This window comes from Sneathia sanguinegens, from assembly GCF_001517935.1.
Lineage (GTDB): Bacteria > Fusobacteriota > Fusobacteriia > Fusobacteriales > Leptotrichiaceae > Sneathia > Sneathia sanguinegens.
Genome location: NZ_LOQF01000007.1, coordinates 36,352 through 61,206 on the forward strand (window position 1 = coordinate 36,352; position 24,855 = coordinate 61,206).

Sequence of the window (24,855 nt, forward strand, 5' to 3'; positions counted from 1 at the left end):
TAATCACAATCCTCTCTTTAAAAAATATAGAGCTAAATTATTTTTACTTTTAACTAAATCAATTTTTGCAGTATCTAATTTAACTTTTGATTCTGTTAAATCTTTATAACTAAGCTTACCTACACTATATTTTACTTTATCTATTTTATATGTTTCACTTGCTAAAAATTCTTTTTTTTCATCAATTATATATGTTCTATAAAGAAGTTCATATTTAGCCATTTCATTTTTTAAATTTAAACTTTTTTTATTAGGTACATAATTAAGATTAGCTTCTACTACATCACTACCATCCAATGTAAATAATTTATTAATATTAAGACTTACACCGTAATTTTTAGTTTCAAATTGATAATTTGCACCTACATTAATGTCTGGTAAATATGAATGTAGTTTCTTTTGTTTAATCAAATCATTATCTAATTTAATTTTATAATTTTCTTCTTCTATATATTTAGTTAATTTTTCTTTATCCAAATTTTTTATTTCAAAATCTTTAATATTTTCTATTTTTTCTTCAAAACCATATTGTTTTAGAGAATCTAATAATTCTATTATATCATTTTTTAAAATATTTACTTTATTTTGATAAGCTAATAAATCTACAACTACAGTATCATAGTCAATTTTTGATATGACCCCAGCCTTATATTGAGTTTCTAATATTTTTTTATCACTTTTAATTTTACTTATAGTATCTGTTAAATATGAAATTTCATGTTTTTTAATAATTAAATTTGAATAAATATCTAAGGCATTATAGTAATCATTCATAAGTTTGCCTTTATTTACATAATAATCATTTAAAATTTCTTGTTTTTTACTTATAGCAAAATCTCTTAAATTTTTTGATACACTTATAGTATTTAAAGTCTTTTTTTCTGCTGTATTATATTTAAAATCATGAGTAAAATATCCAAAACTTATACGATTATTAATATTGAACTTTTCATCTTTACTATATCCAATTTCAAAAGTTTCATTTATTTTATTAAAATCTCCTAAAATAGAGCCAATTTTCTTTTGTTTGTAATATAAATCTAAATTAGGTTTTTGGATTGAATATGCCGAAAAGCTATTTAGTATAAGAAGCATAAATAAAGCTTTTTTCATGTTTTTTTCTCCTTTCAATCAAACAATTTTGTTTTTTTATTAATAATTTCATAAGACCATAAGGCAAAATATACCAAGGCAAAAATTAATAATTTTAAGAATATATTAGTAAAATGTTTTGAAATCACAAGACAAATTATGGAAATAATCAAAGTCTTTATAATAAATAAGAAGTATTTTATTATTGAAAAATTAATATATCTTGTTCTTGTTGAAATAAATAAAATTATAAAATTAACCATTGCTGCTGTTGATGTAGCTAATGTTATCCCCATATGTGTATATCTTTTATATAGTAAATAATCTAAAAGGACATTTATCATTATTGAAAAAAATGAAGCAAATACAGGTATTTTTCTATCTTTATGAACATAATGTGCCCTTGTTAATAAATGATTTGTTGAGAAAAATAATAAACCTATTGAATAACATTTCAATATTTCAGCCGTCATTATTATGCTATCTTTTCTAAAACGACCATAACCAAAGATCAAGCTTATAATATCTTTTGAGTAAAAAAATAAAACTAACATTGATGGAATTATTAAAAATGCTAACATATTTAAACCACGTATAAAAATAGATTTTTTTAATTTATCATTTTCCTTTACTACTGCAATTGTTAAACTTGGAAAGATAACAACAGATAATGAAATTGCAAAAACACCTACAGGTAGCAAATATAATCTACTTGCATAATTTATAGCACTAATAGTACCAACTTTTAAAAATGCTGCAAAATTAGTATCAATTAATTCATTAATTTGGTAACCAAAGATACCGATTAATGTTGGAAACATCAATTTAAAAAATTCTTTAACATAGGGATCTTTTAAATTAATCATAAATTTGTATTCTTTTATTATTTTAAAAAACATAGGAAGTTGCATTAAAAATTGAAAAATTCCTGATAAAAGAAAACTAATACCCAATCCGTAAATTCCAATTGTTTTATATGATAATAAAGTTCCAACTATAATAGTAATATTAAATACTAAAGCTGTTGATGTAGAAACAATAAATTTTTTATGATTATTCAAAAATGATGCAACTACACCTGATAAGGCTATAAAAATTAAATAACCAGCCATTATTTTTAGTAAAATATTAGCTGTTTCTATTCTTTGTGCGTCATTAAATCCAATTAAATATTTCAATATAAATCTAGAAAAAATTATTGTAATAATTGATGTTGTTAATGTGAAATTAAAAACTAAATTCATAATTGAATAAACAAATTCATTAGCACTTTTAGTTCCTAATTTTTCTTTTTTTTCAGTATATAAGGGTATAAAAACGGTTCCTAACGAACCTTCACCTAGTAAAGTTGTGAAAAAATTAGATATTTTAGCACTTGCAAAGTAAGCGTCTGTTAAACCACTACTACCATAAAAATATGCTACTAAAATTTCTCTAATTAGACCAAGAAGTCTACTAAGCATATTGATACCCATAACAATAAATCCTGCTCTAAACATTGTTCCCCTTTTTTATGTAAAATTCATTATTATCGATAATAAGGTCTATTAGATTATTTTTATATAATTCTAATATAGTAATAAAAAATATAACTATTCTTTTTTTAGAATATTTATTATTTAAAATTTCTTTAAATGATATCAGTCTATTATTCGGTAAATTTAAAATATTTTCTTTTGCATCATCAACAGTAAAATCATCATTAACATCTATTTTCATGCTATCTTTTGTTCCTAATAATCTTAATACTATATCATTTAAGCAAATATTAATATTTTCTTTTGTTAATCTTGTATTATCATGTTCTATAATATCCTGCATATAATCTTCGCCAGTATTTTTTGAAAATGATTTATAAAATTCATTTTCATTTTCTAAAAAAATACTTGCTATTTCTTTGAATAATTTATATTCTTTTAATTTTTGTTCCAATTTTGTAGCATTAATATCAGAATTTTTTTTCCTAATTATAGAATATGCTTTTATTTCTAATAAAATGCTCGCCATCTGTAAAAATTCAACTTTTACTTTTAAATTATTTTTTTCATATTTATATATAACCTCTAAATAATCATCAATCACATTACTAATCTTAATTGTTTTAATGTCAATTTTTTTTTCTTCTATTAAATGCAATAATAAATCAAAAGGTCCTTCAAAATTTTCAATTTTTATTTGATGCACTTGCTATACTCCTCCATAAATCTTTATCAGTTGTAATTTGCTTCTTTAGTTCAATCAAATTTTTGAATTTTTTTTCAGCTCTTATACGCTTTATTAAATAAATACAAATTTTTTTACCATAAATGTCTTCATTAAAATCGAATATATTCGCTTCAGCTGTTACCGTATTTTCATCATTTACAGTTGGATTTTTTCCTATATTCATTATCGCTAAATGTCTTTTTTTATCTCCTTCGATCTCAAGATATGCACCATAAACTCCATATGGAACAGAAATTTTTAAGGCATTTAATCTTAAATTTGCAGTAGGAAAGCCTATTGTTCTTCCTAATTGTTTTCCATGTATAACAGGTCCAGAAATTTGGAAAGGTTTTCCTAATAACTCTGTTGCCTTTTCAAGTAAGCCTTCTTCAATATATTTTCTTATTACACTACTCGAAACTGTTATATCATTGATTTTTATTTCATCCACAACACTTGTATCAATTAATTTAGACAATTTTTCTATATTTCCTATCTTATTGTGCCCAAAAGTATAATTAAAGCCACAAAAGACTTTTTTTGCTTGTAATTTTTCTATTAAAATATCTTTTACAAATTCTTCAGGCATATAATTTTTTATATTATAAAAATCATCAATATATACTTCATCAACACCAAGTTCTTTTATAGCATTTACCTTTTCTTCAACTGTCATAATATATTTTTTATTATTCGGTAAGGTAGAAAAAGTATAAACTATACATTTCAAATTATTTTTTCTTGCATAGTCTAAAGCCATAGTAATTAATTTTTGATGTCCCCTATGAACACCATCAAAATTCCCTAAAACTATTACATTTTTCATTAGTTATACCCCATTTTTTTTGTTTATATTATATCATATAAAAAATTAAAATACTAATAACAACTTATATACTCATATAGTACACTATAAAATTAAAAAAATCAACTATTTTTAATATAAGCTAAAGACAGCTATATAAAAAAAACACCCCTAAGGGTGCTTAAAATTGCAATTAACTTAAATATAATAATGCCTTTTGATATTTTTCATATCTTTTTTTATCTTTTTCTGTTATTTCTTTTAATCTACTTAAATCTGAATTGTGTGTTAAATCTGCTATTTTTACTTTTCTAGCTAATTCATTATCTTTAATTTTTGCAACATAATCCATATATGGTACATTTTTATTATGTGTCAATAATTTTACTGCTTCTACTATTTTATTTGGAAACCCATAATCTATTAAATCTTGTTCAGTAATATTCGTATCTTCAATAGTGTCATGTAATAATGCAACTATCTTTTCTTCTTCCGTATCAACAAGACTTGCTACAGTTAAAGGATGATTAATATATGGAACTCCTGCTTTATCTACTTGACCCTTGTGTGCTTCAGTTGCTATTTTCAAAGCTAATTCATAATTATTCATAATATTCACCTAATTATCAACTCCTTATTTTTTGAGTAACTTTAAATACTCTTTTTGTTTACTTGTAATACGGTTACTTTCACGAGCTTTCTGTATTGCCATATTGTGAATTTTTGTATCTAATCGATGATCTTCAATATATTTTATGGTTGTATTCCATTGCTTTGCCAAAGCTGTTGCAAAAAACCATGCAATCATCATTTGAACATAATACTCTTTGCTATGAATAGAAGTGGGTATTTCCAAATACTCAGGCTTAAAATCCTCATCAAGATAGTAAGTCATTAACATTTCAATTCCAAAGCGACAGGTATATGTTTTTTTTGATATGGACCATTCTTTAATTTTTTGCAAAAGTGCCGTCTTATTTTTCTTAAAGATTTTAGGAGACATGATGTCACAAACAGCCCAATTGTCTACAAAAGGTAGAAACTTATCAACTGCCTTAATACATTTATCATAGTCCTTTATTTCAGAAATAAGTAGTCCATGAAGCATATTTTCATCATAGTATTTATGTGGAAGTTCTTCTAGAAATTTAGATACTTTCTCTTCTTTTAAAAGCCTTTTGGCAAGCTTTCTGCCTTCTGGAACTCTAACCCCTATAATATGCTTTCTAGGAATTCCAGGAATCAATTTTGACTGAAAATTCCCATAAGAAATATCTTGCAACGCAAATAATTCTTCTTTGATAGTCACTTCTTACTCTCCTCCAATCAATACAAAAATTTTATCTTTTTCATATATATGCTATACTTTTAACATGCTCATAAATTTATTACTTTTTTACATAAAAGGTCGCTCTTCCTTTACCATGCCTTTCAATGTACTCTTTCTCAGTCAATTGCTTAAGCATATTTTCGATTGTAGCCTTTCCTACACTTGGAACTAATTCCATTATATCACTTTTAGTAAATTTACCTAATCTACTATCAATTGCATTTCTCACAAGTTCGATTGTAGGCACTTTTTCGTCTATATAATCAACCCTTTCTTCAAAATCAATATAAGCAGCTAATATGGTTCTAAGAATATATTTTATAAATGGCACAGAATCTTCTTTATTTTCATACCAACCTATCCCACTTTTTTCTAAAGCTATATAATAACTATCTTTATTTTTTTCTATTTTACTTTCTAAACTGATATATTTTCCAATTACATATCCTTGTTTGTATAACAAAAGGGTTGTTAATAAACGGCTCATCCTTCCATTTCCGTCATTGAAAGGATGAATACAAAGAAAATCATGAATAAAAATCGGAATTAAAAGCAACGAATCCACATCTTTTTTGTCAAAAGCTATATTCAATTCATTACAAATTTGCTCAATTGCACCTGGTGTTTCATATGGAGATAATGGCTTAAATCTTTCGATAGCATTACCCTCTTTATCTTTTTCCACAATAGAATTCTGCGTATTTTTATAACTACCACCAATTCCTTTTTCATTATACTTAAATAGGTCTCTATGAAGTTGTAAAATATAGTTACTGTTGATTGGAATATATTCATAACTTTCATGAATTGTATTTAATACATCTCTATATCCAAGAATTTCTTCCTCATCCCTATTTCTAGGAGTTGTTTTTTGATTCATTAACTCTTTTATTCTGACTGCTGTAGTAACAATTCCCTCTATTTTATTAGAATCTTCTACGCTTTGAATTTTAGCAATCTCTACTAATTTATCTAAAAAAGCAGGTTTGCGTGTCAAAAAAAGTTCTTGTTTTCCTTTGTGTTCATGAATTTGTGAAAGAAGATTTATTATTTCATTATCCCACTTACTTCTTGCTAGATTTTCATAATTAAAAAACCTCATTCGCCTACCTCCTTTTTATTTCGCCTAATTATACCATATTTCTAGGTGATTATTAAGAGCTTAGGCGATTATTGTAGTTTCCAATCTACAAACGCTTTTGTGAGATAAGTTCAGTGTTGCCAGGATCAAGTTTAAGAAGTCTGTTAATATCACGAAGTTCAGACTGAGTATGTTTATTCTCTGCACTAACTTGTTTTAAAGCTGTCTGTAATTTGGTAGTATCTCCACCAATCTCAACAGTTATCCCTTTTATTCTATTTGCCAATATCTCACCTCCTTAATTTTAGGCATCAAAAAAGCACCTACAAATTAGTAAGCGCTGTAAACATTATTCAATATTAGTATAAAATCAATTTTCATTTAGTCGTTTATATTTTAAAATAGATACAGAGTTAACAGCTATAGACAATATAACTAGAACCCATAATGCTTTGCTCATTGTAGGCATAATGTCCACAAGACCTCCCCAGTCTTCTTTAATTATACGACTAGTTCCATCAAAATAGAATGCGCATACTGTCAAAGCTTAAAAAAAACTCAAAAATCTATATCTTTCCCTCTCCAACTTCTATATCAATATCCTGATATCTATCGCTAAACTTCATAATGGTATGCCTCTCACCAATTCTAACTTATATTATCTTATACCCCATCCATACCGTTAAGCAATTTTCAGACTCTTGTTATTGAATCTAAAAACAATAAACCTATTGATTTCAAGCCTTTCAGAATGTCTAACAGACTATTACCTTGTCATCAATACTAGAGTCTCAGCCGTAGCTTTCACCAATCGAAGCTCGTTATTCACTCGCTTCTCTTTGGGAAAACCTGGCATGAGACCTACCTCTGCTTCGCATAGATTAGCTTTGCTAATTGCGTGATAGCAGGGTTAGGGCTTCAACGTGGCTTGAGTGGTCAGTATGCATAAATTTTAATATTTTAAGTAAGCGTAGTATGTGAGAATATATCCATAAGTATATTTCTTATGTTTTAAATTATCTCTAAATCTAAATTTACTTATAATATATAATTATCATTTTTATAAATAAAATACCATAAATATAGTAGACGAGATTTATCGAAATTTATTTATTATTTTTGGTTTTGCTAATACATAGTCTTTTGAGTGTTCTTCAAATAAAACTTCTTTTTTCTTATTCAGTTTTTCTATTCGATTAATTTACCTCCCATATAACAGGCAAGAAAATAAACACTTATTTTCAACTTCATACACAATTCTTGCTTATCATATTTCTTGGGACAGATAAGATAATTTTAAGTAAACAAAAAAGACCTACTAAAGATTTCCTTTAATAGGTCTGAAATATAAAAATAACTATTAACTTGTGATTAGGGATATGAAATAATTAATCGTTCCATTTTCAATCAATATATAGAGACCGAGCCCAATAAACACGACTGGTACAATTATTTTTTCATACTTTTCTACAATCTCTCCGATAGCAGAAATTGAGGCGAGATTTTGAGATAATTTGCATAGAATCAAAATTCCTAACGCAAATATTACTAAACTTATACTAATCTCAATCAAACTCTTTCCTGTAAAATAGGGTATATAAATTCCTAAATTATCTCCACCCATTGCCACTGTTAAACTTGTAAATGCTAAGATTTTTGATCCATATCCGGTAATTTTTCCCTCGATGTCTTCTTCATCAATATCTTCATCCACAAAAATTGCTCTTATACCAAGACCTAGTGGAATTAGACCAAGGAGTCCGATAATCCAATCTTGTGGAATAAAATTTAAAAAGTAAGCGGCTATAAGACTAACCAGAACAAGCAGTCCTGTACCTAAATACTGTCCTGCATAAATTGATTTCAAACCTTTCTTGCCTTGACTGGCGAATAAAATAGTCAAAACAACTAAGTAGTCAGTTGATGTAGAGACAAAAACTAATAAAGCGGATACTATTGTTTCCATTATTTCTCCTTTCAAAATATTTAATTTTTATAGTCAATCAAAAGTGATTGCACACACATTCTGCCTTGGCAGTTGCCAATGGAGACATTTGAATAAATAATTTCAAAATTTTCCAATCTTTCTTTTAAGTATTATTTAAACTCTACTTAAATTATCAAATTTTGTCAAGTATGATAATAGATATCCACTCAAACTACGAAGATTGTATATACATAAGATTAGATCGAACAAAGATTATTTATCTAATATTGAATCATCTCATTCACTATTTTTAATGCTGCTTAGCCTTTTAATAAAAAAAATTAATAATATGATTATTTAGTTCAAAATTCATAAACCTATTAATTTCAAGCTTTACAGAGCCTCTAACCCTCTATTCCCTTGTCATCAATACTAGAGTCTCAGCCGTAGCTTTCACCAATTGAACTCTACTTCGCATCGATTAGCTTTGCTAATCGCGCGATAGCAGGGTTAGGGCTTCAACATGTTTCGAGTTGCCTTGATAGCTATCAAAACTGCGTTCTCAACCCCTATGGTTAAGGGGAACATATCCACACTCGTAGTTGGAAACATATCCAACATTGGCTCTCGTTTGTGGGAAGATATCAACTCAAATCATTTCATGGTTAATCCCTTATCAATGGCTTCCTGAATAATCTTATGACAACATACCCCAAAAGGATTGTTTTCCTTACAAAGCGAATTTTTCATTGCTCCAGTTATGGCATTTACTTCTTTAACGGTTTTCGCACCATGCTTTACAACTGCTTCAATTACCTGATCTTCTGTGACTTTGCTGCAATAACAAGCATACTTAGGATCTGCATCTTTCTTAACATTTTTATATGAAAGACCCATTCGATTAAGCATATATGAATACAAAACTTTTGCTTCAATAGAAATGCTCTCAAAAATCTCATCTTCCATCAATACCATAGGTAACCTAATGAAGTTATACATTTCGGATTGCCTATTATAAAAATAATCAAAATTCATCCCTACCTCCTTTCTTTGAATAAAAAAAGAGCAGCCTTATTTAAGCTACTCTTGTAGAAAGTATAAAATGGGTTTTATCTTATTATATTTTTTTTGTGTCTCCTCATACCAGTTGCAAAACTAATCTTACGTCCATGTAGTTTTTTTGAGTCTTTTTGACGTATCCTTCTTCATATTTATCAAAGACAAAATGTTTAAAACTTCTTAAAATGCAGGATTTCTAAGTTTACATCTTTTGTATCAACGCTACCGTCTCCACATGATGCGTGTTTGGAAACATATCGACAGCCGTAATTTTTTTCAATTTATATCCTTTTTCAATAAACATATTTAAATCTCTTGCAAATCTTGATGGTTCACAAGAAATATATATGATATTCTTTATTTTTTTATTTGCAACGGCTTCAATTACTGATTTTTCTAAGCCCTTTCTTGGAGGATCAAAAATTATACTATCTATATTTTCTTTTTTCAATATTTTATCTATACTATTTTCAACCTTTGCACAAATAAATTCGATATTTTTTATGCCATTTTCTTTTGCTGTTTCAATTGCTGATTTTACAGAACTAGCCACACTTTCTATACAATATACCTTTTTATATTTTTTTGCTAATATCATACCTATAGTTCCAGTTCCTGAAAAAGCATCAATAATATTCATATTATTAACCTCATCCAACATAGAATAGGCTGTATTATATAGCTTTTCGACTTGTTTTACATTAATTTGAAAAAATGAATCTAAATATATTTTAAAATTAATTGAAAAAATATTTTCACTAATATATTTTTCTCCAAAAACTAGAATATTTTTTTCACCTAAAATTATATTGTCCTTTTTTTCTTTTATTGAAATATATATGGATTTTATAAAGCTATTTTCTTCATATATTCTTGCTAAAACTTTCTTTAATTTTGGTAAAAGACTTGTTTTATTTATTACGACACAAAGCATAGCTTCACCTTTTCTATTATTTCTAATAATTAAACTCTTCAAAAAACCAGTATGATTTTTTTCATTATATACAGTAAATTTTTCTTTATTTAATTCATTTAAAAATTGTTCTTCTACTTTTTTTGCTACATCGGATTTTAATAAATCTTCTTCAACTGCAAAAGTATCATGAGATTTTCTTTTATAGAATCCAAGATATATTTTATCCTTTATTTTAATAAAAGGTTGTGCAACCTTATTTCTATAATTTTTAATTTCCAAACTAGGTACGATGCCATTATAAATTGGTTTTATATCAATTTTTGAAATGCTAAAAAACATTTCTTCAAGCATTTTTGTTTTATACTCTAATTGTTTTTCATATTTTAAATGATTAAAATCACAGCCTGAATTATCTTCAAAGCTAATTTTTTCTGCAGTTATCCTATCTTTAGAAGGAAGCAATATTTTTTCGATTAAACCCCTAGCATATGTTTTTTTTACAGAAATTATTTTAACTTGTAACCTATCACCTATTGCAGAAAGTGGCACAAAAATGACTATTTGATTGTAATAAGCTAAGCCCTCTCCACCAAATACTATCTTCTCTATTTCAACTTCTATTATATCTCCAATTTTTAACATAAATACTCCAATGCTATCTTTAATTGTACTTTTAATCCTACATTCAATGCTTCTTCATCAACATAAAAATTTGTTGTATGCAATTGTGTAAAATTATCTTTTGAAACACCTAATCTATAGAAGGTACCTGGAATTTTTTCTAAAAAGAAGCCTATATCTTCTACATCCATTCTAGGTATTTGTATATATTCTATTTTATCTTCTCCTAAAATATCCTTTGCATTTTTTAATAAATAATCAGTAAATTCTTTATTATTTATTACGGGTGCATAACTATCCCTTATATTAATTTCTATTTTTGCACCATATGCTTCAACAAATTTGACCAAATCAGTTTTAAAAATATTTAAAATATATTTTTTCATTTCTTGTGTTAATGTTCTCACTGTTCCAGTTAATTCTGCTTCTCCTGCGACAATATTTTCAGCTGTACCAGCATTAAAAGTTCCAACAGTTATTACGGCACAATCTCGTGCATCAATTCTTCTTGAAACTATTGTTTGTAAAAAATCTACTACCTTACTTCCTATCACTACACTATCAATTCCAGTATATGCTAAAGCACCATGAGTTGCCTTACCTAATATTCTAAATTTAAACACCATAGATGTTGCATGTAATTTATCATATTTTATTCCAATTTTTCCAACTTCAATTTCAGGGGCACAGTGAAAAGATAAAATATTATCAATTTTTTCTGTATCAATGCCTTCTTCTAACATTCTTTTAGCTCCACCGACAGTTTCTTCTGCTGGTTGAAAGAAAAAATGTGCACTACCTTTCCATAAATCCTTATTCTCTGCAAGTATTTTAAGTAAAGTTAGTTGTACTGCCATATGCACATCATGCCCACAAGCATGCATAATACCTTCATTTTTTGATTTAAATTCTAAATTATTATTCTCAATTAAAGGTAAAGCATCCATATCTGCTCTAAATGCTAAAGATTTGCCTTGCCCATTTTTTATTTTTGCATATATTCCTGTTTTAGCTAAAATTGTATATTCCACATTATATTTTTCAAGAAAATTTATTATATACTTTTGAGTTTCAAATTCATGTTCACTTAGTTCAGGATTTTGGTGTAGATGTCTTCTAACTTTTAGAAGATATTGTTTGTTTTCATTTAAAAGTTCTCTAATTTTTTCGTTCATTCTTTCTCCTTTTTTCTTCATTTATTAAATTATATTCTAAATTAAGTATAAAGACAATAAGAAAATATTAATTATTTTCAAAGATAAAACTAAGATTAATGAGTTATAATATATTAACTTATAACTTGGAGGTTTATATGATTAAAAAAATTTATATTTTATTGGCTTTTCTTTTAAGTATTAATTTTTCCTTTTCAAAACCCTCATCAAATAAAGAAAATCTAGCAAATGACATTAGAATGCAGATCCACGAATATGCTTTAAAATATTTGGATACTCCATACCGTTGGGGAAGTAATGGTCCAAATAATTTTGACTGTTCTGGTTTTGTAAATTATGTTTATAAGAAGAAAGCGAATATTACTTTACCAAGAGTATCTTCAGATATATCTAAAATGAAAGCTAGTAAAGTAGACAACTTTAAAGTAGGCGATATTCTTTTTTTTAAGACAACAAAAAAAGAAAGAATTTCTCATGTAGGAATTTATATAGGTAATAATAAATTTATACATGCCTCTTCTGCACAAAAAAAAGTTATTATCTCTAAATTAGAAGGATATTACAAAAAAGCATTAAGAGGTGCAATAAATTTATTTGAATAAAAAACCATTGATTTATTTCAATGGTTTTTCTATTTTATCTATTAATTTTTTTAATTTTGGAAAGGATGTTAAAAGTCTTTCATATCTTTTTTCAAGTCTATCTTTTATTAGTCTATTTAAAAACTTTATATCTTGTTTTAACTTTATTATTTGCATAATTGAAATAATAAAGTCATAAAGCATTAATGCTAAGATAAAATGAAGAATAATTGAAAATTGCACTATATTATCTACAATTATACAAATCTTTGGCTGAATTATATAAAGTAAAATTAATGATGCTATTCCCCAATAAAATGAAAATTTTATGCAAATATAACCCTTAATATTTAAAAATTCTGTAGTATAATCCCACCATTGTAACTTAAATATCTTTTCCAATATATAACCTGTTAAAAATTCTATAAAACTTGTTAATACAATTGCTACTAGAAAAAGTCTTATTGGTCTGTCCAAAAAATCACTTAGGCAGTATATTAGACAAACACTAGAAAATCCGTATATTGGACAATATGGTCCAATTAAAAAACCACGGTTAATAAATCTCTTTTCTTCAAAACTTTTATAAGTTACTTCTAAACACCAACCTAAAAATGAATAAATAACAAAGTCCCATAAATATCTATACATTTTTTACCTCACATATTATAACCTTATTAGATATATTTAACTTCTTTATATTTTTACCATTTTTACCTATTAATTTTGCCTTATCTTTAGTATAAATATATGTGAATTTTTTTGATTTTTCACAATATATAACATCTGGATTATCTAAATTTTCTCTTTCAAAAATTAAGTCTTTTAGAAAATCTTTTAAATATATTTTTTCCAATTTTAAATATTTACCCTCTAATTCCTTTAGTGAATTTGTCAATATATATGAACTCATTATTCGAACTTGATGTGGTAAAAAACTATCCCCAATAAAATATAGTTTCCCATCAATATAGCTAATCTCTATATTTCTAAAAGTGTTCAATATATTCCTTCCCTTTTTTGTTGTAAATTTTGAATAATCCCTATATCCACTTAGTTCTTGGCAAAGTTTTATAATCTTTTCATAAGAATTTTTTATTTTTTCTTTGGGATATTCAAAGATATATTTTCTTTTTTCTATTAAACTTGGAAACTCTAAATAAGGTATTACTTTTTTTACATCTTTTATTAATGAATATTTTTTTAATCTGTCTACATTCGCTTCATTTGTCATAAAATATATTATATTTTCTGTTGCAGATACATTTTTATCAGTTCTTCCTGCTTGTTGTAAACCTTTAACTAATTTTATTTTTTCTTTTTCTAATATTTCCTTTATATAGCCTTTTACACTTTTACAAGCCTTATTTTCATCAAAACTATCAAAATCTGTTCCACAATATGTTATATATATCATATATGCAAACAACTTTGTTTTTTCTAATCTTCTCTCATCTATATTCATACTAATCCTATTTTTGTATTTCTTTAATTATATACCAAAGTGCTGTTTTTTCATCTACTTTTGCTTGTTTTATATTTGCTTCCATTTCAATACACTTTTTTAAAACTTTTATACATTTTTCTTTACTATATTTCAAATTTTTATTTTTTAAATATACTACATAATAATTTAAAGAAAAAATATTCTCATATTTTGAAAAATTTTTTTTAAATTCTTCATAGTCTTTACTTAAATTTAAACTTGCTAATTTATGAAATATTTCAAAATCCTTATAAATAGAATAAAGTAATAAAAGATAATACTGACCTTGTATTTTATTAAAATCTAAGGTCTTATCATATATTTTTTCTAAATAATTTGAAATCTTAATGTCAACATTCTCTAATAAAATTTCCTTAAATTTATTAAAGTCAAATTTATCTCCAAAAATACTCTTATACTTAAAAATTTCATTTTTAACATGATAATAATTTTTTCCTATTATAGAAATTATTTTTTGTGCTTCAATTTTTTTTATTTTTAATTCATTTATAATATAGTCTTCAATCAATTTATCGTCATTTTCAATATTTATAATTTCACAATTCATATTTTTAAATTCATTTAAATAAATATTTTTATTTTTAAATTCACAGTAATAATCAATAACGATACCCTTACTATCCTTATAATTTTTTAAAATAGCTAGTAAATCTTTAAATTTTTTTAATTTTTCACTTCTTTTTAAAATCACTAACTCTGAACTACTATCAAAAATTGAAACATTTCCTATATCTTCTAAAAATTTTTCATATTCTCCTTGAATGCCTGCATCATAATTTTTAATAACATCATAATCTTTAGATATTTCTTCTAGTTTTATAAGTCTTGTATTAACTCCAGTTAAAAAATATATCATTTATATAATCCCACAGTTTTTCTTACTATTTCCATTTTTTTCTCTGCTATTTCACTAGCTTTCATCTTACCTTTTTCAAGTATTTCACGAACATAATCTAAATTATTTGCTAATTTTTCTCTTTTTTGTCTAGCATCTGAAAAATATTCTAAAATTTTACCAAGTAGTTCCTTCTTAGCTGTTCCATATCCATAATTACCCTTGATAAATTTTTCCTTCATTTCTTCTACTTCTTCTTTTGTTGCAAATAACTCATATATTTTTGTAATATTATTATTCGGATCCTTAGCTTCTTCTAAGCTTTTACTATCTGTAACTATTGACATTACTTGTTTTTTTAATTCTTTTTCTGGTAAAAACATATTAATTACATTTCCATATGATTTACTCATTTTTTCACCATTTGTTCCATTAACAACAGCAACACTTTCCATTATCAAAGCTTCTGGTAATTTAAAAATATTTGAATTATAGAATTCATTGAATTTTGTCGCTATATCTCTTGCAAATTCTACATGTTGTTTTTGATCTTTTCCAACTGGTACTAAGTCTGTATCGTACATAAGTATATCTGCTGCCATTAAAACTGGATATGTAAATAAACCAGTATTAGGCTTCAAACCTTTAGATATTTTATCCTTATATGCATGACCCCTTTCAAGTAAAGCCAAAGGTGTAATATTATTTAATATCCACATTAATTCAGCATGAATTGGTATATCTGATTGTAAAAATATTGTTGATTTATTAGGATCCAATCCTAAAGCTAAATAATCTAAAAGTACATTTATTGTATTTTCTCTTAACTTATCTGGATTTGGATTTGATGTTAAAGCATGATAATCAGCTAAAAAATATAGACCTTCATACTTTTCTTGTAAATCAACAAATTGTTTTAATGCTCCAAAATAATTACCTATATGTAAAATACCACTAGGTTGTATTCCCGATAAACTTCTCATTTTTTCTCCTACTTTTTAAAAAATTCTTTTTAATTCTGGTCTGTAATATTTATTTTCATTTTCTCTAACTTCATCTAAAGTATAGTCTTTCAAAATTTCACCATTTTCAAATACTACTTCCATTAATGAATCTTTATGATATTCATTTTCTTTTAAATTTGAAATATTAATTGATTCATATTTACCATTATTTAATTTTATTAAATCTAATCTACCTTTTTTACTAATTTTTCCACTATCAGTTATTGGATTTTTATATACATCTCTATATGCACCATTTACTTTTACACAACTACATTTCATAGCAAATTTATGTGTATCTCTATTTAAACTTGAATGTTCATTTCCTTGTAATAATGAACCACCACAGCCTAGAGCTATATTATCTACTGAATATCCATTGTTCATTACACATTTCAATATATCCCATGTTGTGTCTTCATGGATATTATCACCTTGTATAATTGCTGTATTATTCAATACCTTATATCCCTTACTATTAATTGTAACACCAAAGGCAGCTTCTAATTTTTCTAATGCAAATAATACATTAGTTATTGCATCTCCACTATCAGGTCTTACAATAACATTATATTTTCTTGATTTAATTAAATCTTTTAGATCTTTACATAATATATTTTCTACAGCATTAAAATAATTATATGAATCTGAAACTACAGATACAGGATTATTTGGGAAAGATTCAATAATATGTCTCATTGCTTCTTCTTCATTTTCTCTACCCCATGATGTTACAGTACTATGTTCTGCAGCTGGAATACTAAATCCTGGACATTTACAGTGGTAATATTTTCTTCCACATTCTAATGCATTAATATTATCTGTACCTAAAAAATTAGTTAAATGTGCTAAACCACCTATAGCTGCACTTTCATCACTTGAAGCTCCTCTATATCCAAAATCATGTAATTTAAATGGCAATTGTTCTTTTACATTATCGGAAGTTATTTCCAAAAAATGAGATATTATTTGTTTCATTTTATATGAATATGTTGCAACAGTTATTGGATACCAAACTTTCAATATTAATGGTTCTAACCAAGAAACTATCCATGGTGTTTTTTCACAAGTTGATTCAATAGTAATTAATACATTATGATTTGGTATAATAGCCCCTTCTGGAACGGCTCTAATTCTTAAAGGTAATTTACCACCTAATTCATTTACAATATAATCCCAACCAGCTCTTTCAAATGGAACTCCATGTAATTTAAAAATTTCAGCAGCTTCATCAACCATTTCTTTTGTTATTCTAGTTGATAAATACTTTTTTAAATAATATTGTAAACCAAAAAATTTAGTATACCCATACAAGCCACCACGGCTTTCAATGTAACTGTGCATATAAGTCATACCTTCTGGATATTGTTTAGGATGAGTAACCTTATATGAATCGCAATCTAAAACAATATTTTTACTCATTGTTTGTTCCTCCTTAAATAAAAAAGCTACTATTGTAGCTTATAAATATTCTTTTTATTATTATTTTTTGGTGGAAGTGACGAGAATTGAACTCGTGTCCAAATTAAGACTACATACTACCTTCTACAAGTTTATGTAATTTAACTTTTTCATTTAAGGATGCTAAACTACCAAAGGTCCTTAAATTAGGTTATAATAGTCCCTTACTTCTATAACCATCGTCGTAAAGCAAGCTATGTAAATAACATTTACGAAAAATCCATAGCAAATTTTAAGTAAATGACCACGTTACTACGCAGCTAATCTATAATTTTTTCCAATTATTAAAAAAAGATTTAAAGTATCGCTACTACTTGCTTATAATATGGTTCTTAATCTGTCGAAACCTTACACTCCCTTTTGTGTTAATTATATCAATTTCTTGATTTTAAATCAAGTAATATTGCTTTTTGTTTTAAAGTTTCTCTTTTATCATAATTTTTTTTACCTTTTGCAAGTGCAATCTCAATTTTAATATATTTACCATTAGTATATACTGATAAGGGGACTAAAGTTAAACCTTTTTCTTGTATTTTTTCCTTTAATTTTCTTATTTCTTTTTTATGTACCAATAATTTTCTAGTTCTAGTTTCATCAATTTTAAAATTTACATTTGAAAATTCATATGCCTTTATATGCATATTTAAAATATAGAGTTCACTATGCATTATTTTAACATATGATTCTTTAATACTAACCTTACCTGCTCTTATTGATTTAACTTCATTACCTTCTAGTGCGATACCACACTCATATTTATCTAAAATAAAATAATCAAAATTAGCCTTTTTATTTCTTGCTATTACCATTTTTTCTTACCTCTTTAACATAAATTTTACCCTTTAATACATCTACATCAGATATTTCAACGATTATTTTTGAACCTAATTGTAATTTTCTACTAGAATTACTTAGTATAACTTCAATATAGTTTTCTAATAATATATAATATCTTTCATTATATTCAGAAGACACTATTCCCTTGTATTGTATCCCCTTCATATCTTTCATATATTCAGCTAATTTTATATCCCTAGCTAAATATTCTAATTTTTGAGCTCTACGTTCATTTTCAGATATTTTTTTGCATATTTCTTCTAAATTTTTACTCAATTTCTTTCTTCGTTTTATGGGTATATATTTTTCCAAAGCTTCACTTAAAATTCTATGAACATATAGATCAGAATATCTTCTAATTGGCGAAGTAAAATGTAAGTAATTTTTTAATGCCAAACCAAAGTGTCCCTTATTTATACTAGAATATTCAGCTTTTTTTAATGACTTCAATATTTTTTTGTGTATCAAAAAGCCTAGTTTTGTGCCTTTAGTTAAATTTATTATATTTTGCAATTTTTTAGCTATTTTATCCTGTGTTTTCAATGAATAATCAAAATCTTTCAATTCCTTGCTTAATGCCTCAATGCTTTCTAAATCAGGTTCTTCATGTACTCTATATATACAAGGTAATTCATTGAAATACATATAATTAGCTACTTGTTCATTTGCTAATATCATAAAATTTTCTATTAATATTTCTGCCTTTTCTCTTTTTCTAAGTACAATATCTACTAACTCATTTTTTTCATTTAATTTTAATTTTATTTCTGGAATATCAAAATCTATTATACCACGATTTTTAGATTTTTTGCTTAATATTTCTGATAATTTTTGCATTACAAAAAGCATTTCTGAGTATTCAAAAGATTTATCATTAGAATTTAAAATTTCATTAACCTTTGTATAAGATAGTTTATATTTACTATTAATGTAACTTTTAACTATTTCACTTTCTAAAATTGTAGCATTTTCATCTAATTTCATTTTCACACTAAGAGCCAATTTCTTTTCATTGGGATTTAAAGAACATAAATCTTTAGTTAACTTATTTGGCAACATAGGTATTACTCTATTATACAAATAAATAGAATTTGATCTATTCAAAGCTTCCTCATCTAATTTACTATCTTTTTTTACATATGCACTAACATCTGCAATTGAAACTACTAAAAAGTATCCATAATCTGTTTTTTCTATGTATACTGCATCATCCATGTCCTTTGTATCTTCGCCATCTATTGTGACATGTAAAAGTTGTGTTAAATCTTCTCTTTTAATCTTAGATACTTTTATATTATCTGCTTCTTTTTTTATTTCATCTGTAAAAACATGAGGTATTTTTAATTCATCTATTTTAGAACTTACTATATTTTCTGCTATCTTTATATTTCCATAATTTTTCAAAATTTCTGCTTCTGGTTTTCTATCCTTAGTAGCCCACTTTAGTATTCTTATTTTTACTATATCCGAATCTTTTATATTTTTTTCATATTTTTTTGGTATATATATATCTTTATTTATATTTTCGCAAATTACAAAAGAAAAATTTTTATTTTTATCTACTCTACCAATAAATTCCTTATTTTCTCTATTTAATACCTTAGTTACTTTGACATTATCTCCTTTTATAATCTGGAATTCAACTATGTCATTATTTGAAGCATCTAGCATATTTTTACCTGATACAAAAAATTTTTTATCTTGTTCTTTTATAAAGCCAAATTCTTTATTTACTATTTCTAATCTACCCTTCATTGAGTTCCTCCACCAAGCTATTCCAAAAATCTAAAGAAAAAGGATGTATTTTTCCATTATTTTCTAATAAATAATTAAATTTATGCTTTAATTCAAATCTTATTCCCTTATCCAATGATTTATACACTTCTTCTCTTATTTCTTCAACACCTTCATATGTTCTACCTTCTTCAATTGCATCTGAAATATACACAACTTTTTCTATATCCGTCATATTTTTTTTACCTGTTGTATGATATTTAATAGCTGTTATAATTCGTTCATCTTTTATATCAAAAAGTTTTTTTACCAAATTAGCTCCGGCATAACCATGCAAAATATTAGAATTATAAAAAGAGGCACCTACTTCTTTCTTATCATTTTCTGTTATTAAATCAAGCATTTCATCTACACTCAATTCTTTTGCTATATCATGCAATAAACTCGCTTTTATAGCTATTTTATCTATATTATATAGCTCACATAAATATTCTGCCATTTTTGCTGTTCTTAAACAATGTTCAAATCTTTTATTTGACAAATGTTCTTTTAAATATTGTTCATATTCCATATTTTGCCTCCTTTTTAAAATAACCCTACAAAAAAGATGTAGGGCTAATTATTTGAATCAACTTGTATTTGTATATTATTAATATCAGGAAATGCTGATTTTAAAGTTTTTGTAACCGAAATTTGAAATTTTTTCATTGAACTATTTGATAATTGTTTGAATTCTTCGCTCAATTTTATTAAAACATTTCCATTTTCTAATTTATATACAGCTAATAAAGTCATGTTAGGTTTCACAAATGAAGAATTATCAATTACATATTGTACATAATCATCATAATCAATGAATTTTTGATTATCTACAAATATTTGTGTTTCTTCAATTTTATCTGTTTTACTATTATATACAAAAATATTTATATTACTTTCTTCTTTATTTTTTGTATTTTCTACATTTACTATATTTTTAATAGGACTTATTTCATTTTTAAAAAATGAAAATATTGAAACTATAACTATAGCAATTACTAGACATATAGTCAAAATATATTTTTTCATAAAATACCTCAATAATGTTTTCTAACTGCATTTGCAATTGCATTTGCTGCATTTCTTTGACCTTCTTCAGAAGTGTATAATCTAACATCATTTTCATTGGTTATAAAGCCTAATTCTACTAATACTGATGGAGATTTTGAACCTCTTAATACTGCAAAATTTGCTCCTAAAACCTTTCTTCTCTGTATTGACATTGTTGAAACAATATTTTTTAAAATTGTATTTGCAAATGAAGAGCTTTCTCTTTGGATCATGCCATAAAGTATATCATTTATTAAAAAATTTGAAGATTCTATTGCACGAGTTCCAGCAATATCAAAGTTATTTTCTGCTGTTGCTCTTTCTCTTGCATAAATAGAAGGATTTTTTTCAAAATAATAAACTTCACTTCCATGAGCTTCTTTATTGACAGAAGCATTTAAGTGAATGCTAATGAATAAGTTAGCATTTGCTCTATTTCCTATAGCTGCTCTTTCATTCAAAGGAATAAAAGTATCATCCTTTCTTGTCATTATTACATTATAATCTCTTTTTAAATTAGAATATAATTGTTTGGCTACAGCAAGAGCTAAATCTTTTTCCCTATATCCATTACCTATTGCTCCACTATCGTGACCTCCATGTCCTGCATCAATAACTATAGTGAAATTCCTCTTTGGTAAAACTTTAGCTTCAATAAAGCTTATAATTACCTCTTTGCCTTTTTTTTGTAATTTATATTTTGTTCCAAATTGTAAATATATTACAGTGGTTGTTGTATTATTATAATGATCATTTGTTATATCAGAAATATATTTATCATTTACATTTAATTGTCTTACTACGGATTTATTAATTTGATTAGTATTCAAAAAATCTATACTAAGTGAAGGTGTTTTACTGTCATAATCTTCATTAATTTTTGAAACTTCCTTTTCAAAGGTTAAAACTAAATTTCCTTCTCTATAGCTTAAATCTTTTAATGAATTTGCACTCAATATTAATGAATTTAAGAAAATACAGAGTAAAATTAAAATTTTTCTTATATTTTTAAACATTTTTAACCTTCTACTCTTGAAATAGCATCTTTTGCTATTTTAATACTAACTCCTTTATCAACCTTTATTTCTACAAAATTATCTCCTATTTTTGTAACACTTCCGTAAATTCCTCCAACAGTAACAATATTGTTTCCTATAGCAAGATTACTTAACATATTTGCAAATTTTTTCTTTCTTTTTGTATTGTTATAATACATTGGTCCAAATAAAACAACTAAAAATACAACATATATTAAAACTATTTTTAAATTCATTTATCCTCCATTCCTTCATTTGAAAATGCTAAATTTAAAACTTCTTTATAATTTTTAACAAAATTAAATTTCATATCTTCTAAAATTTCCTTAGGTAAAAGTTTAGTGTCTACGATATTATCATAAGGTAAAATAACTTCTCTTATACCTATTCTATGTGCAGCTATTACTTTTTCCTTTATTCCACCAACTGGTAATACATCTCCATTTATAGTAATTTCTCCTGTCATTGCTAAGTCTTGTCTTACACCCTTATTAAGTAAAACTGAAATTATAGCAGTAGTTATTGTTATACCTGCTGAAGGTCCATCTTTAGGAACAGCTCCTTCAGGAAAATGCAAATGTATATCCATATTTTTTTCAAACTCTTCTTTTATTCCCAATTTATTTTTTATAGATCTTACAAATGAATATGCTACTTTTGCAGATTCTTGCATAACATCACCTAATTTACCAGTTAAAAGTAACTTACCTGAACCTTCCATTTTTACGCCTTGAACTTCAAGGGTTGTTCCACCAACAGCAGTCCATGCTAAACCTACTACTGAACCTACTTTAGGTTTCTTTTGCATTTGTTTTTCTGGTTTAAATTTTTCTGGTCCTAAATATTTAGTAATATTAGCCTTAGTTATTCTGAATTTTTCTTTTTTTGTTTCAAGCATTTCACGAGCAATCTTTCTTGCAATTTTTAAAAATTCTCTTTTTAAATTTCTCACTCCTGCTTCTCGTGTATATTCATTTATTATCTTCAATATTAGCTCTTCAGATAATGATAGTTTAATATTTGTTTCTTCATATACTTGAGGTATCAAATATTTTTTTGCTATTTTCAATTTTTCAAGTTCTGTATATGATTCTAATTCTATTATTTCCATTCTATCATATAAAGCTTCGGGTATAGTTTGATAATTATTTGCTGTACATATAAATAAAACATCTGATAGATCATAAGGATAATCTATAAAATGATCTTCAAATTTAGAATTTTGTGTTGGATCAAGTACTTCAAGTAAGGCAGAAGCTGGATCTCCTTTAAAATTAGAATCTAATTTATCAATTTCATCCAATAAAATTACTGGATTTGATACTCCAGCTCTTTTTATAGCTTCAATTATTCTTCCTGGCATTGCTCCAACATAGGTTCTTCTATGACCTCTTATTTCACTTTCATCATTTACTCCACCTAAACTAATTTTTTCAAACTTTCTATTCATTGCATGAGCTATAGATGTTGCAAATGAAGTCTTACCAACCCCGGGTGGTCCTATTAAACAAAGTATAGTTGAATATTTTTTTGTATCTTTTTCAGATAATTTTGACTTTAACTTCATTACAGACAAAAATTCTATTATAGTATCTTTTACTTCTTTTAAACCATAATGATCTTTATCTAATATACTTTTAACCTTTTTTATATTAAATTCTTCATTTTCTGATTTCTTAAAAGGTAAATCTAATAAAACTTCAATGTAATTTAAAGTAACATTATATTCTCCAGAAAATACTGGTGTATTTTTTAATTTTTTCAATTCTTTTCTCAATTTGTTTTTGAAACCTTCTGGCATATCTGCATTTTCTTCAATCCTATTTTGCAAATTATCCAAATCACTATTTTCATTTTCTCCAAGTTCTTCTTTTAAAACCTTCATCTTTTCTTTTAAATAGTAATTTCTTTGAGATTCATCAATATTTTCTTTCAATTTATTGTTTATATCATTTTCAATAATAAACCTTTGAGTTTCATACTTAACATCATCATAGAAAGTATCAACACGCTTTTGTAAACTCTTAATTGTTAAATAATATTGTTTAACATGAGTTTCAAAAGGTATTCTAAAGACTAAAGTATCTATCAAATCTTCTATTGTATTTACACTCATAACATCATTTTTAGATTCATTACCATAAGATAAGAGCATAGCTGCTGACTTTAAAATATTTTCAGCATTATTAATGCTATTATCTTGTAAATCTTTTACAGTTCTTAAATTTGTAATATTTGTCATAAAACATTTGTTTTCTTCATCATAAATAGTATTTGATAATTTAACACGATTTTTACCCTTAACTACTATTCTATATGTCTTTTCAGATACCTTATAAATTTTTAATATTTCAACTAAAACTCCATATTCTTCAATACCATCTGCTTCAACTTTTTCTAATTCCACATTTTTTTGAATAGAAAGGACTAATTTTTTATCATTACTATTCAAAGCAAGATATGCAGCATTTATACTACATTCTCTTCCTAGTAGAACATTCGTTTCAACACTTGGCATTACTGCAACTTCTTTTGTTGGAATTAAAGCAATCATTTAGT

24 protein-coding genes, 1 other RNA gene and 1 pseudogene are annotated in these 24,855 nt (G+C 25.7%); 1 reads left to right on the top strand and 25 read right to left on the bottom strand.

From position 1 onward, the window contains the following. Positions 1 to 3 precede the first annotated feature (3 nt). From AWT65_RS04080 to AWT65_RS04140, 12 genes and pseudogenes are all read right to left on the bottom strand, one after another. The gene (locus AWT65_RS04080) at positions 4 to 1,113 is read right to left on the bottom strand and encodes a TolC family protein (RefSeq protein ID WP_066729628.1); all 1,110 of its coding nucleotides are present in this window, start codon (positions 1,111 to 1,113) and stop codon (positions 4 to 6) included. 14 nt (positions 1,114 to 1,127) lie between these two features. Next, positions 1,128 to 2,591: a murein biosynthesis integral membrane protein MurJ gene (gene murJ / locus AWT65_RS04085; RefSeq protein ID WP_066729630.1), complete on the bottom strand. Its 1,464-nt coding sequence runs from the start codon at positions 2,589 to 2,591 to the stop codon at positions 1,128 to 1,130. Then, on the bottom strand, positions 2,584 to 3,276 hold the full coding sequence (locus tag AWT65_RS04090; RefSeq protein WP_066729632.1) for a segregation and condensation protein A: 693 nt from the start codon (positions 3,274 to 3,276) through the stop codon (positions 2,584 to 2,586). The genes murJ and AWT65_RS04090 overlap by 8 nt, the downstream gene beginning before the upstream one ends. Further along, on the bottom strand, positions 3,257 to 4,123 hold the full coding sequence (locus tag AWT65_RS04095) for a bifunctional riboflavin kinase/FAD synthetase (RefSeq protein WP_066729634.1): 867 nt from the start codon (positions 4,121 to 4,123) through the stop codon (positions 3,257 to 3,259). Before AWT65_RS04095 ends, AWT65_RS04090 begins: the two co-directional genes overlap by 20 nt. Positions 4,124 to 4,295: 172 nt before the next feature. Further along, entirely contained in the window at positions 4,296 to 4,712 is a 417-nt protein-coding gene (locus AWT65_RS04100; protein WP_066729635.1) for an HD domain-containing protein, read from the bottom strand. Positions 4,713 to 4,736: 24 nt separating this feature from the next. Continuing rightward, on the bottom strand, positions 4,737 to 5,411 hold the full coding sequence (locus tag AWT65_RS04105) for a DNA alkylation repair protein (RefSeq protein ID WP_066729636.1): 675 nt from the start codon (positions 5,409 to 5,411) through the stop codon (positions 4,737 to 4,739). A gap of 79 nt (positions 5,412 to 5,490) precedes the next feature. Further along, positions 5,491 to 6,534, bottom strand: a complete 1,044-nt coding sequence (locus AWT65_RS04110) for a Fic family protein (RefSeq protein ID WP_066729637.1) — start codon at positions 6,532 to 6,534, stop codon at positions 5,491 to 5,493. A gap of 85 nt (positions 6,535 to 6,619) precedes the next feature. After that, positions 6,620 to 6,799 (bottom strand): tail tape measure protein, encoded by a 180-nt coding sequence (locus tag AWT65_RS04115; protein ID WP_066729639.1) that lies wholly within the window; start codon positions 6,797 to 6,799, stop codon positions 6,620 to 6,622. A gap of 1,074 nt (positions 6,800 to 7,873) precedes the next feature. After that, positions 7,874 to 8,479, bottom strand: a complete 606-nt coding sequence (locus AWT65_RS04125; protein WP_066729641.1) for a CadD family cadmium resistance transporter — start codon at positions 8,477 to 8,479, stop codon at positions 7,874 to 7,876. Positions 8,480 to 9,094: 615 nt separating this feature from the next. Then, a pseudogene (locus AWT65_RS06750) lies at positions 9,095 to 9,421 on the bottom strand (replication initiator protein A); the annotation flags it as partial. A 280-nt stretch (positions 9,422 to 9,701) separates the two neighbouring features. After that, positions 9,702 to 11,057, bottom strand: coding sequence for a 23S rRNA (uracil(1939)-C(5))-methyltransferase RlmD (gene rlmD / locus AWT65_RS04135; RefSeq protein WP_066729643.1), 1,356 nt, complete (start codon positions 11,055 to 11,057; stop codon positions 9,702 to 9,704). Next, positions 11,051 to 12,211, bottom strand: coding sequence for a M20 metallopeptidase family protein (locus AWT65_RS04140; RefSeq protein ID WP_066729645.1), 1,161 nt, complete (start codon positions 12,209 to 12,211; stop codon positions 11,051 to 11,053). The genes rlmD and AWT65_RS04140 overlap by 7 nt, the downstream gene beginning before the upstream one ends. A gap of 137 nt (positions 12,212 to 12,348) precedes the next feature. Between AWT65_RS04140 and AWT65_RS04145 the strand changes: the two genes are divergently transcribed. After that, positions 12,349 to 12,813: a C40 family peptidase gene (locus tag AWT65_RS04145; protein ID WP_066729647.1), complete on the top strand. Its 465-nt coding sequence runs from the start codon at positions 12,349 to 12,351 to the stop codon at positions 12,811 to 12,813. A 12-nt stretch (positions 12,814 to 12,825) separates the two neighbouring features. Here AWT65_RS04145 and AWT65_RS04150 read toward each other — a convergent pair whose 3' ends face one another. The 13 genes from AWT65_RS04150 to lon all read right to left on the bottom strand — a co-directional run bounded on the left by AWT65_RS04150 (position 12,826) and on the right by lon (position 24,850). Further along, the gene (locus tag AWT65_RS04150; RefSeq protein ID WP_066729648.1) at positions 12,826 to 13,443 is read right to left on the bottom strand and encodes a putative ABC transporter permease; all 618 of its coding nucleotides are present in this window, start codon (positions 13,441 to 13,443) and stop codon (positions 12,826 to 12,828) included. Further along, on the bottom strand, positions 13,436 to 14,257 hold the full coding sequence (locus AWT65_RS04155; RefSeq protein ID WP_066729649.1) for a tRNA pseudouridine synthase A: 822 nt from the start codon (positions 14,255 to 14,257) through the stop codon (positions 13,436 to 13,438). Before AWT65_RS04155 ends, AWT65_RS04150 begins: the two co-directional genes overlap by 8 nt. Before the next feature lie 7 nt (positions 14,258 to 14,264). Continuing rightward, positions 14,265 to 15,155: a hypothetical protein gene (locus AWT65_RS04160; RefSeq protein ID WP_066729651.1), complete on the bottom strand. Its 891-nt coding sequence runs from the start codon at positions 15,153 to 15,155 to the stop codon at positions 14,265 to 14,267. Next, entirely contained in the window at positions 15,152 to 16,117 is a 966-nt protein-coding gene (gene trpS, locus AWT65_RS04165; RefSeq protein ID WP_066729653.1) for a tryptophan--tRNA ligase, read from the bottom strand. The genes AWT65_RS04160 and trpS overlap by 4 nt, the downstream gene beginning before the upstream one ends. A 15-nt stretch (positions 16,118 to 16,132) precedes the next feature. Continuing rightward, complete coding sequence (locus AWT65_RS04170; protein ID WP_066729655.1) at positions 16,133 to 17,560, bottom strand: nicotinate phosphoribosyltransferase; 1,428 nt, start codon at positions 17,558 to 17,560, stop codon at positions 16,133 to 16,135. Between the two features lie 68 nt (positions 17,561 to 17,628). Beyond that, positions 17,629 to 17,957: a transfer-messenger RNA gene (ssrA, locus tag AWT65_RS04175) on the bottom strand. 16 nt (positions 17,958 to 17,973) lie between these two features. Further along, positions 17,974 to 18,408, bottom strand: coding sequence for an SsrA-binding protein SmpB (gene smpB / locus AWT65_RS04180; RefSeq protein ID WP_066729657.1), 435 nt, complete (start codon positions 18,406 to 18,408; stop codon positions 17,974 to 17,976). Then, a complete protein-coding gene (locus tag AWT65_RS04185; protein ID WP_066729659.1) occupies positions 18,389 to 20,191 on the bottom strand; it encodes a ribonuclease R family protein in 1,803 nt (600 codons plus the stop codon). Before AWT65_RS04185 ends, smpB begins: the two co-directional genes overlap by 20 nt. Next, a complete protein-coding gene (gene yqeK / locus AWT65_RS04190; RefSeq protein ID WP_066729661.1) occupies positions 20,181 to 20,741 on the bottom strand; it encodes a bis(5'-nucleosyl)-tetraphosphatase (symmetrical) YqeK in 561 nt (186 codons plus the stop codon). Before yqeK ends, AWT65_RS04185 begins: the two co-directional genes overlap by 11 nt. 44 nt (positions 20,742 to 20,785) lie before the next feature. Continuing rightward, on the bottom strand, positions 20,786 to 21,238 hold the full coding sequence (locus AWT65_RS04195) for a GerMN domain-containing protein (protein WP_066729664.1): 453 nt from the start codon (positions 21,236 to 21,238) through the stop codon (positions 20,786 to 20,788). 8 nt (positions 21,239 to 21,246) lie between these two features. Beyond that, positions 21,247 to 22,275 carry an N-acetylmuramoyl-L-alanine amidase family protein gene (locus tag AWT65_RS04200; RefSeq protein ID WP_066729666.1) on the bottom strand — a complete coding sequence of 343 codons (1,029 nt, stop codon included), beginning with the start codon at positions 22,273 to 22,275 and terminating at the stop codon, positions 21,247 to 21,249. A gap of 2 nt (positions 22,276 to 22,277) precedes the next feature. Next, the gene (gene yajC, locus AWT65_RS04205; protein ID WP_066729671.1) at positions 22,278 to 22,532 is read right to left on the bottom strand and encodes a preprotein translocase subunit YajC; all 255 of its coding nucleotides are present in this window, start codon (positions 22,530 to 22,532) and stop codon (positions 22,278 to 22,280) included. Continuing rightward, positions 22,529 to 24,850, bottom strand: coding sequence for an endopeptidase La (lon, locus tag AWT65_RS04210; RefSeq protein WP_066729672.1), 2,322 nt, complete (start codon positions 24,848 to 24,850; stop codon positions 22,529 to 22,531). Before lon ends, yajC begins: the two co-directional genes overlap by 4 nt. Positions 24,851 to 24,855 lie beyond the last annotated feature (5 nt).

Excerpts from the sequence above, each read along its gene's own strand:
- AWT65_RS04185 (WP_066729659.1), bottom strand. The coding sequence starts at position 20,191 with ATGAAGGGTAGATTAGAAATAGTAAATAAAGAATTTGGCTTTATAAAA.
- AWT65_RS04160 (WP_066729651.1), bottom strand. The coding sequence starts at position 15,155 with ATGATATATTTTTTAACTGGAGTTAATACAAGACTTATAAAACTAGAA.
- trpS (WP_066729653.1), bottom strand. The coding sequence starts at position 16,117 with ATGAGAAGTTTATCGGGAATACAACCTAGTGGTATTTTACATATAGGT.
- AWT65_RS04100 (WP_066729635.1), bottom strand. The coding sequence starts at position 4,712 with ATGAATAATTATGAATTAGCTTTGAAAATAGCAACTGAAGCACACAAG.
- yajC (WP_066729671.1), bottom strand. The coding sequence starts at position 22,532 with ATGAATTTAAAAATAGTTTTAATATATGTTGTATTTTTAGTTGTTTTA.
- lon (WP_066729672.1), bottom strand. The coding sequence starts at position 24,850 with ATGATTGCTTTAATTCCAACAAAAGAAGTTGCAGTAATGCCAAGTGTT.
- AWT65_RS04195 (WP_066729664.1), bottom strand. The coding sequence starts at position 21,238 with ATGAAAAAATATATTTTGACTATATGTCTAGTAATTGCTATAGTTATA.
- murJ (WP_066729630.1), bottom strand. The coding sequence starts at position 2,591 with ATGTTTAGAGCAGGATTTATTGTTATGGGTATCAATATGCTTAGTAGA.
- AWT65_RS04080 (WP_066729628.1), bottom strand. The coding sequence starts at position 1,113 with ATGAAAAAAGCTTTATTTATGCTTCTTATACTAAATAGCTTTTCGGCA.
- AWT65_RS04150 (WP_066729648.1), bottom strand. The coding sequence starts at position 13,443 with ATGTATAGATATTTATGGGACTTTGTTATTTATTCATTTTTAGGTTGG.
- yqeK (WP_066729661.1), bottom strand. The coding sequence starts at position 20,741 with ATGGAATATGAACAATATTTAAAAGAACATTTGTCAAATAAAAGATTT.
- AWT65_RS04140 (WP_066729645.1), bottom strand. The coding sequence starts at position 12,211 with ATGAACGAAAAAATTAGAGAACTTTTAAATGAAAACAAACAATATCTT.
- AWT65_RS04125 (WP_066729641.1), bottom strand. The coding sequence starts at position 8,479 with ATGGAAACAATAGTATCCGCTTTATTAGTTTTTGTCTCTACATCAACT.
- AWT65_RS04095 (WP_066729634.1), bottom strand. The coding sequence starts at position 4,123 with ATGAAAAATGTAATAGTTTTAGGGAATTTTGATGGTGTTCATAGGGGA.
- AWT65_RS04110 (WP_066729637.1), bottom strand. The coding sequence starts at position 6,534 with ATGAGGTTTTTTAATTATGAAAATCTAGCAAGAAGTAAGTGGGATAAT.
- AWT65_RS04145 (WP_066729647.1), top strand. The coding sequence starts at position 12,349 with ATGATTAAAAAAATTTATATTTTATTGGCTTTTCTTTTAAGTATTAAT.
- rlmD (WP_066729643.1), bottom strand. The coding sequence starts at position 11,057 with ATGTTAAAAATTGGAGATATAATAGAAGTTGAAATAGAGAAGATAGTA.
- AWT65_RS04170 (WP_066729655.1), bottom strand. The coding sequence starts at position 17,560 with ATGAGTAAAAATATTGTTTTAGATTGCGATTCATATAAGGTTACTCAT.
- AWT65_RS04200 (WP_066729666.1), bottom strand. The coding sequence starts at position 22,275 with ATGTTTAAAAATATAAGAAAAATTTTAATTTTACTCTGTATTTTCTTA.
- smpB (WP_066729657.1), bottom strand. The coding sequence starts at position 18,408 with ATGGTAATAGCAAGAAATAAAAAGGCTAATTTTGATTATTTTATTTTA.
- AWT65_RS04155 (WP_066729649.1), bottom strand. The coding sequence starts at position 14,257 with ATGAATATAGATGAGAGAAGATTAGAAAAAACAAAGTTGTTTGCATAT.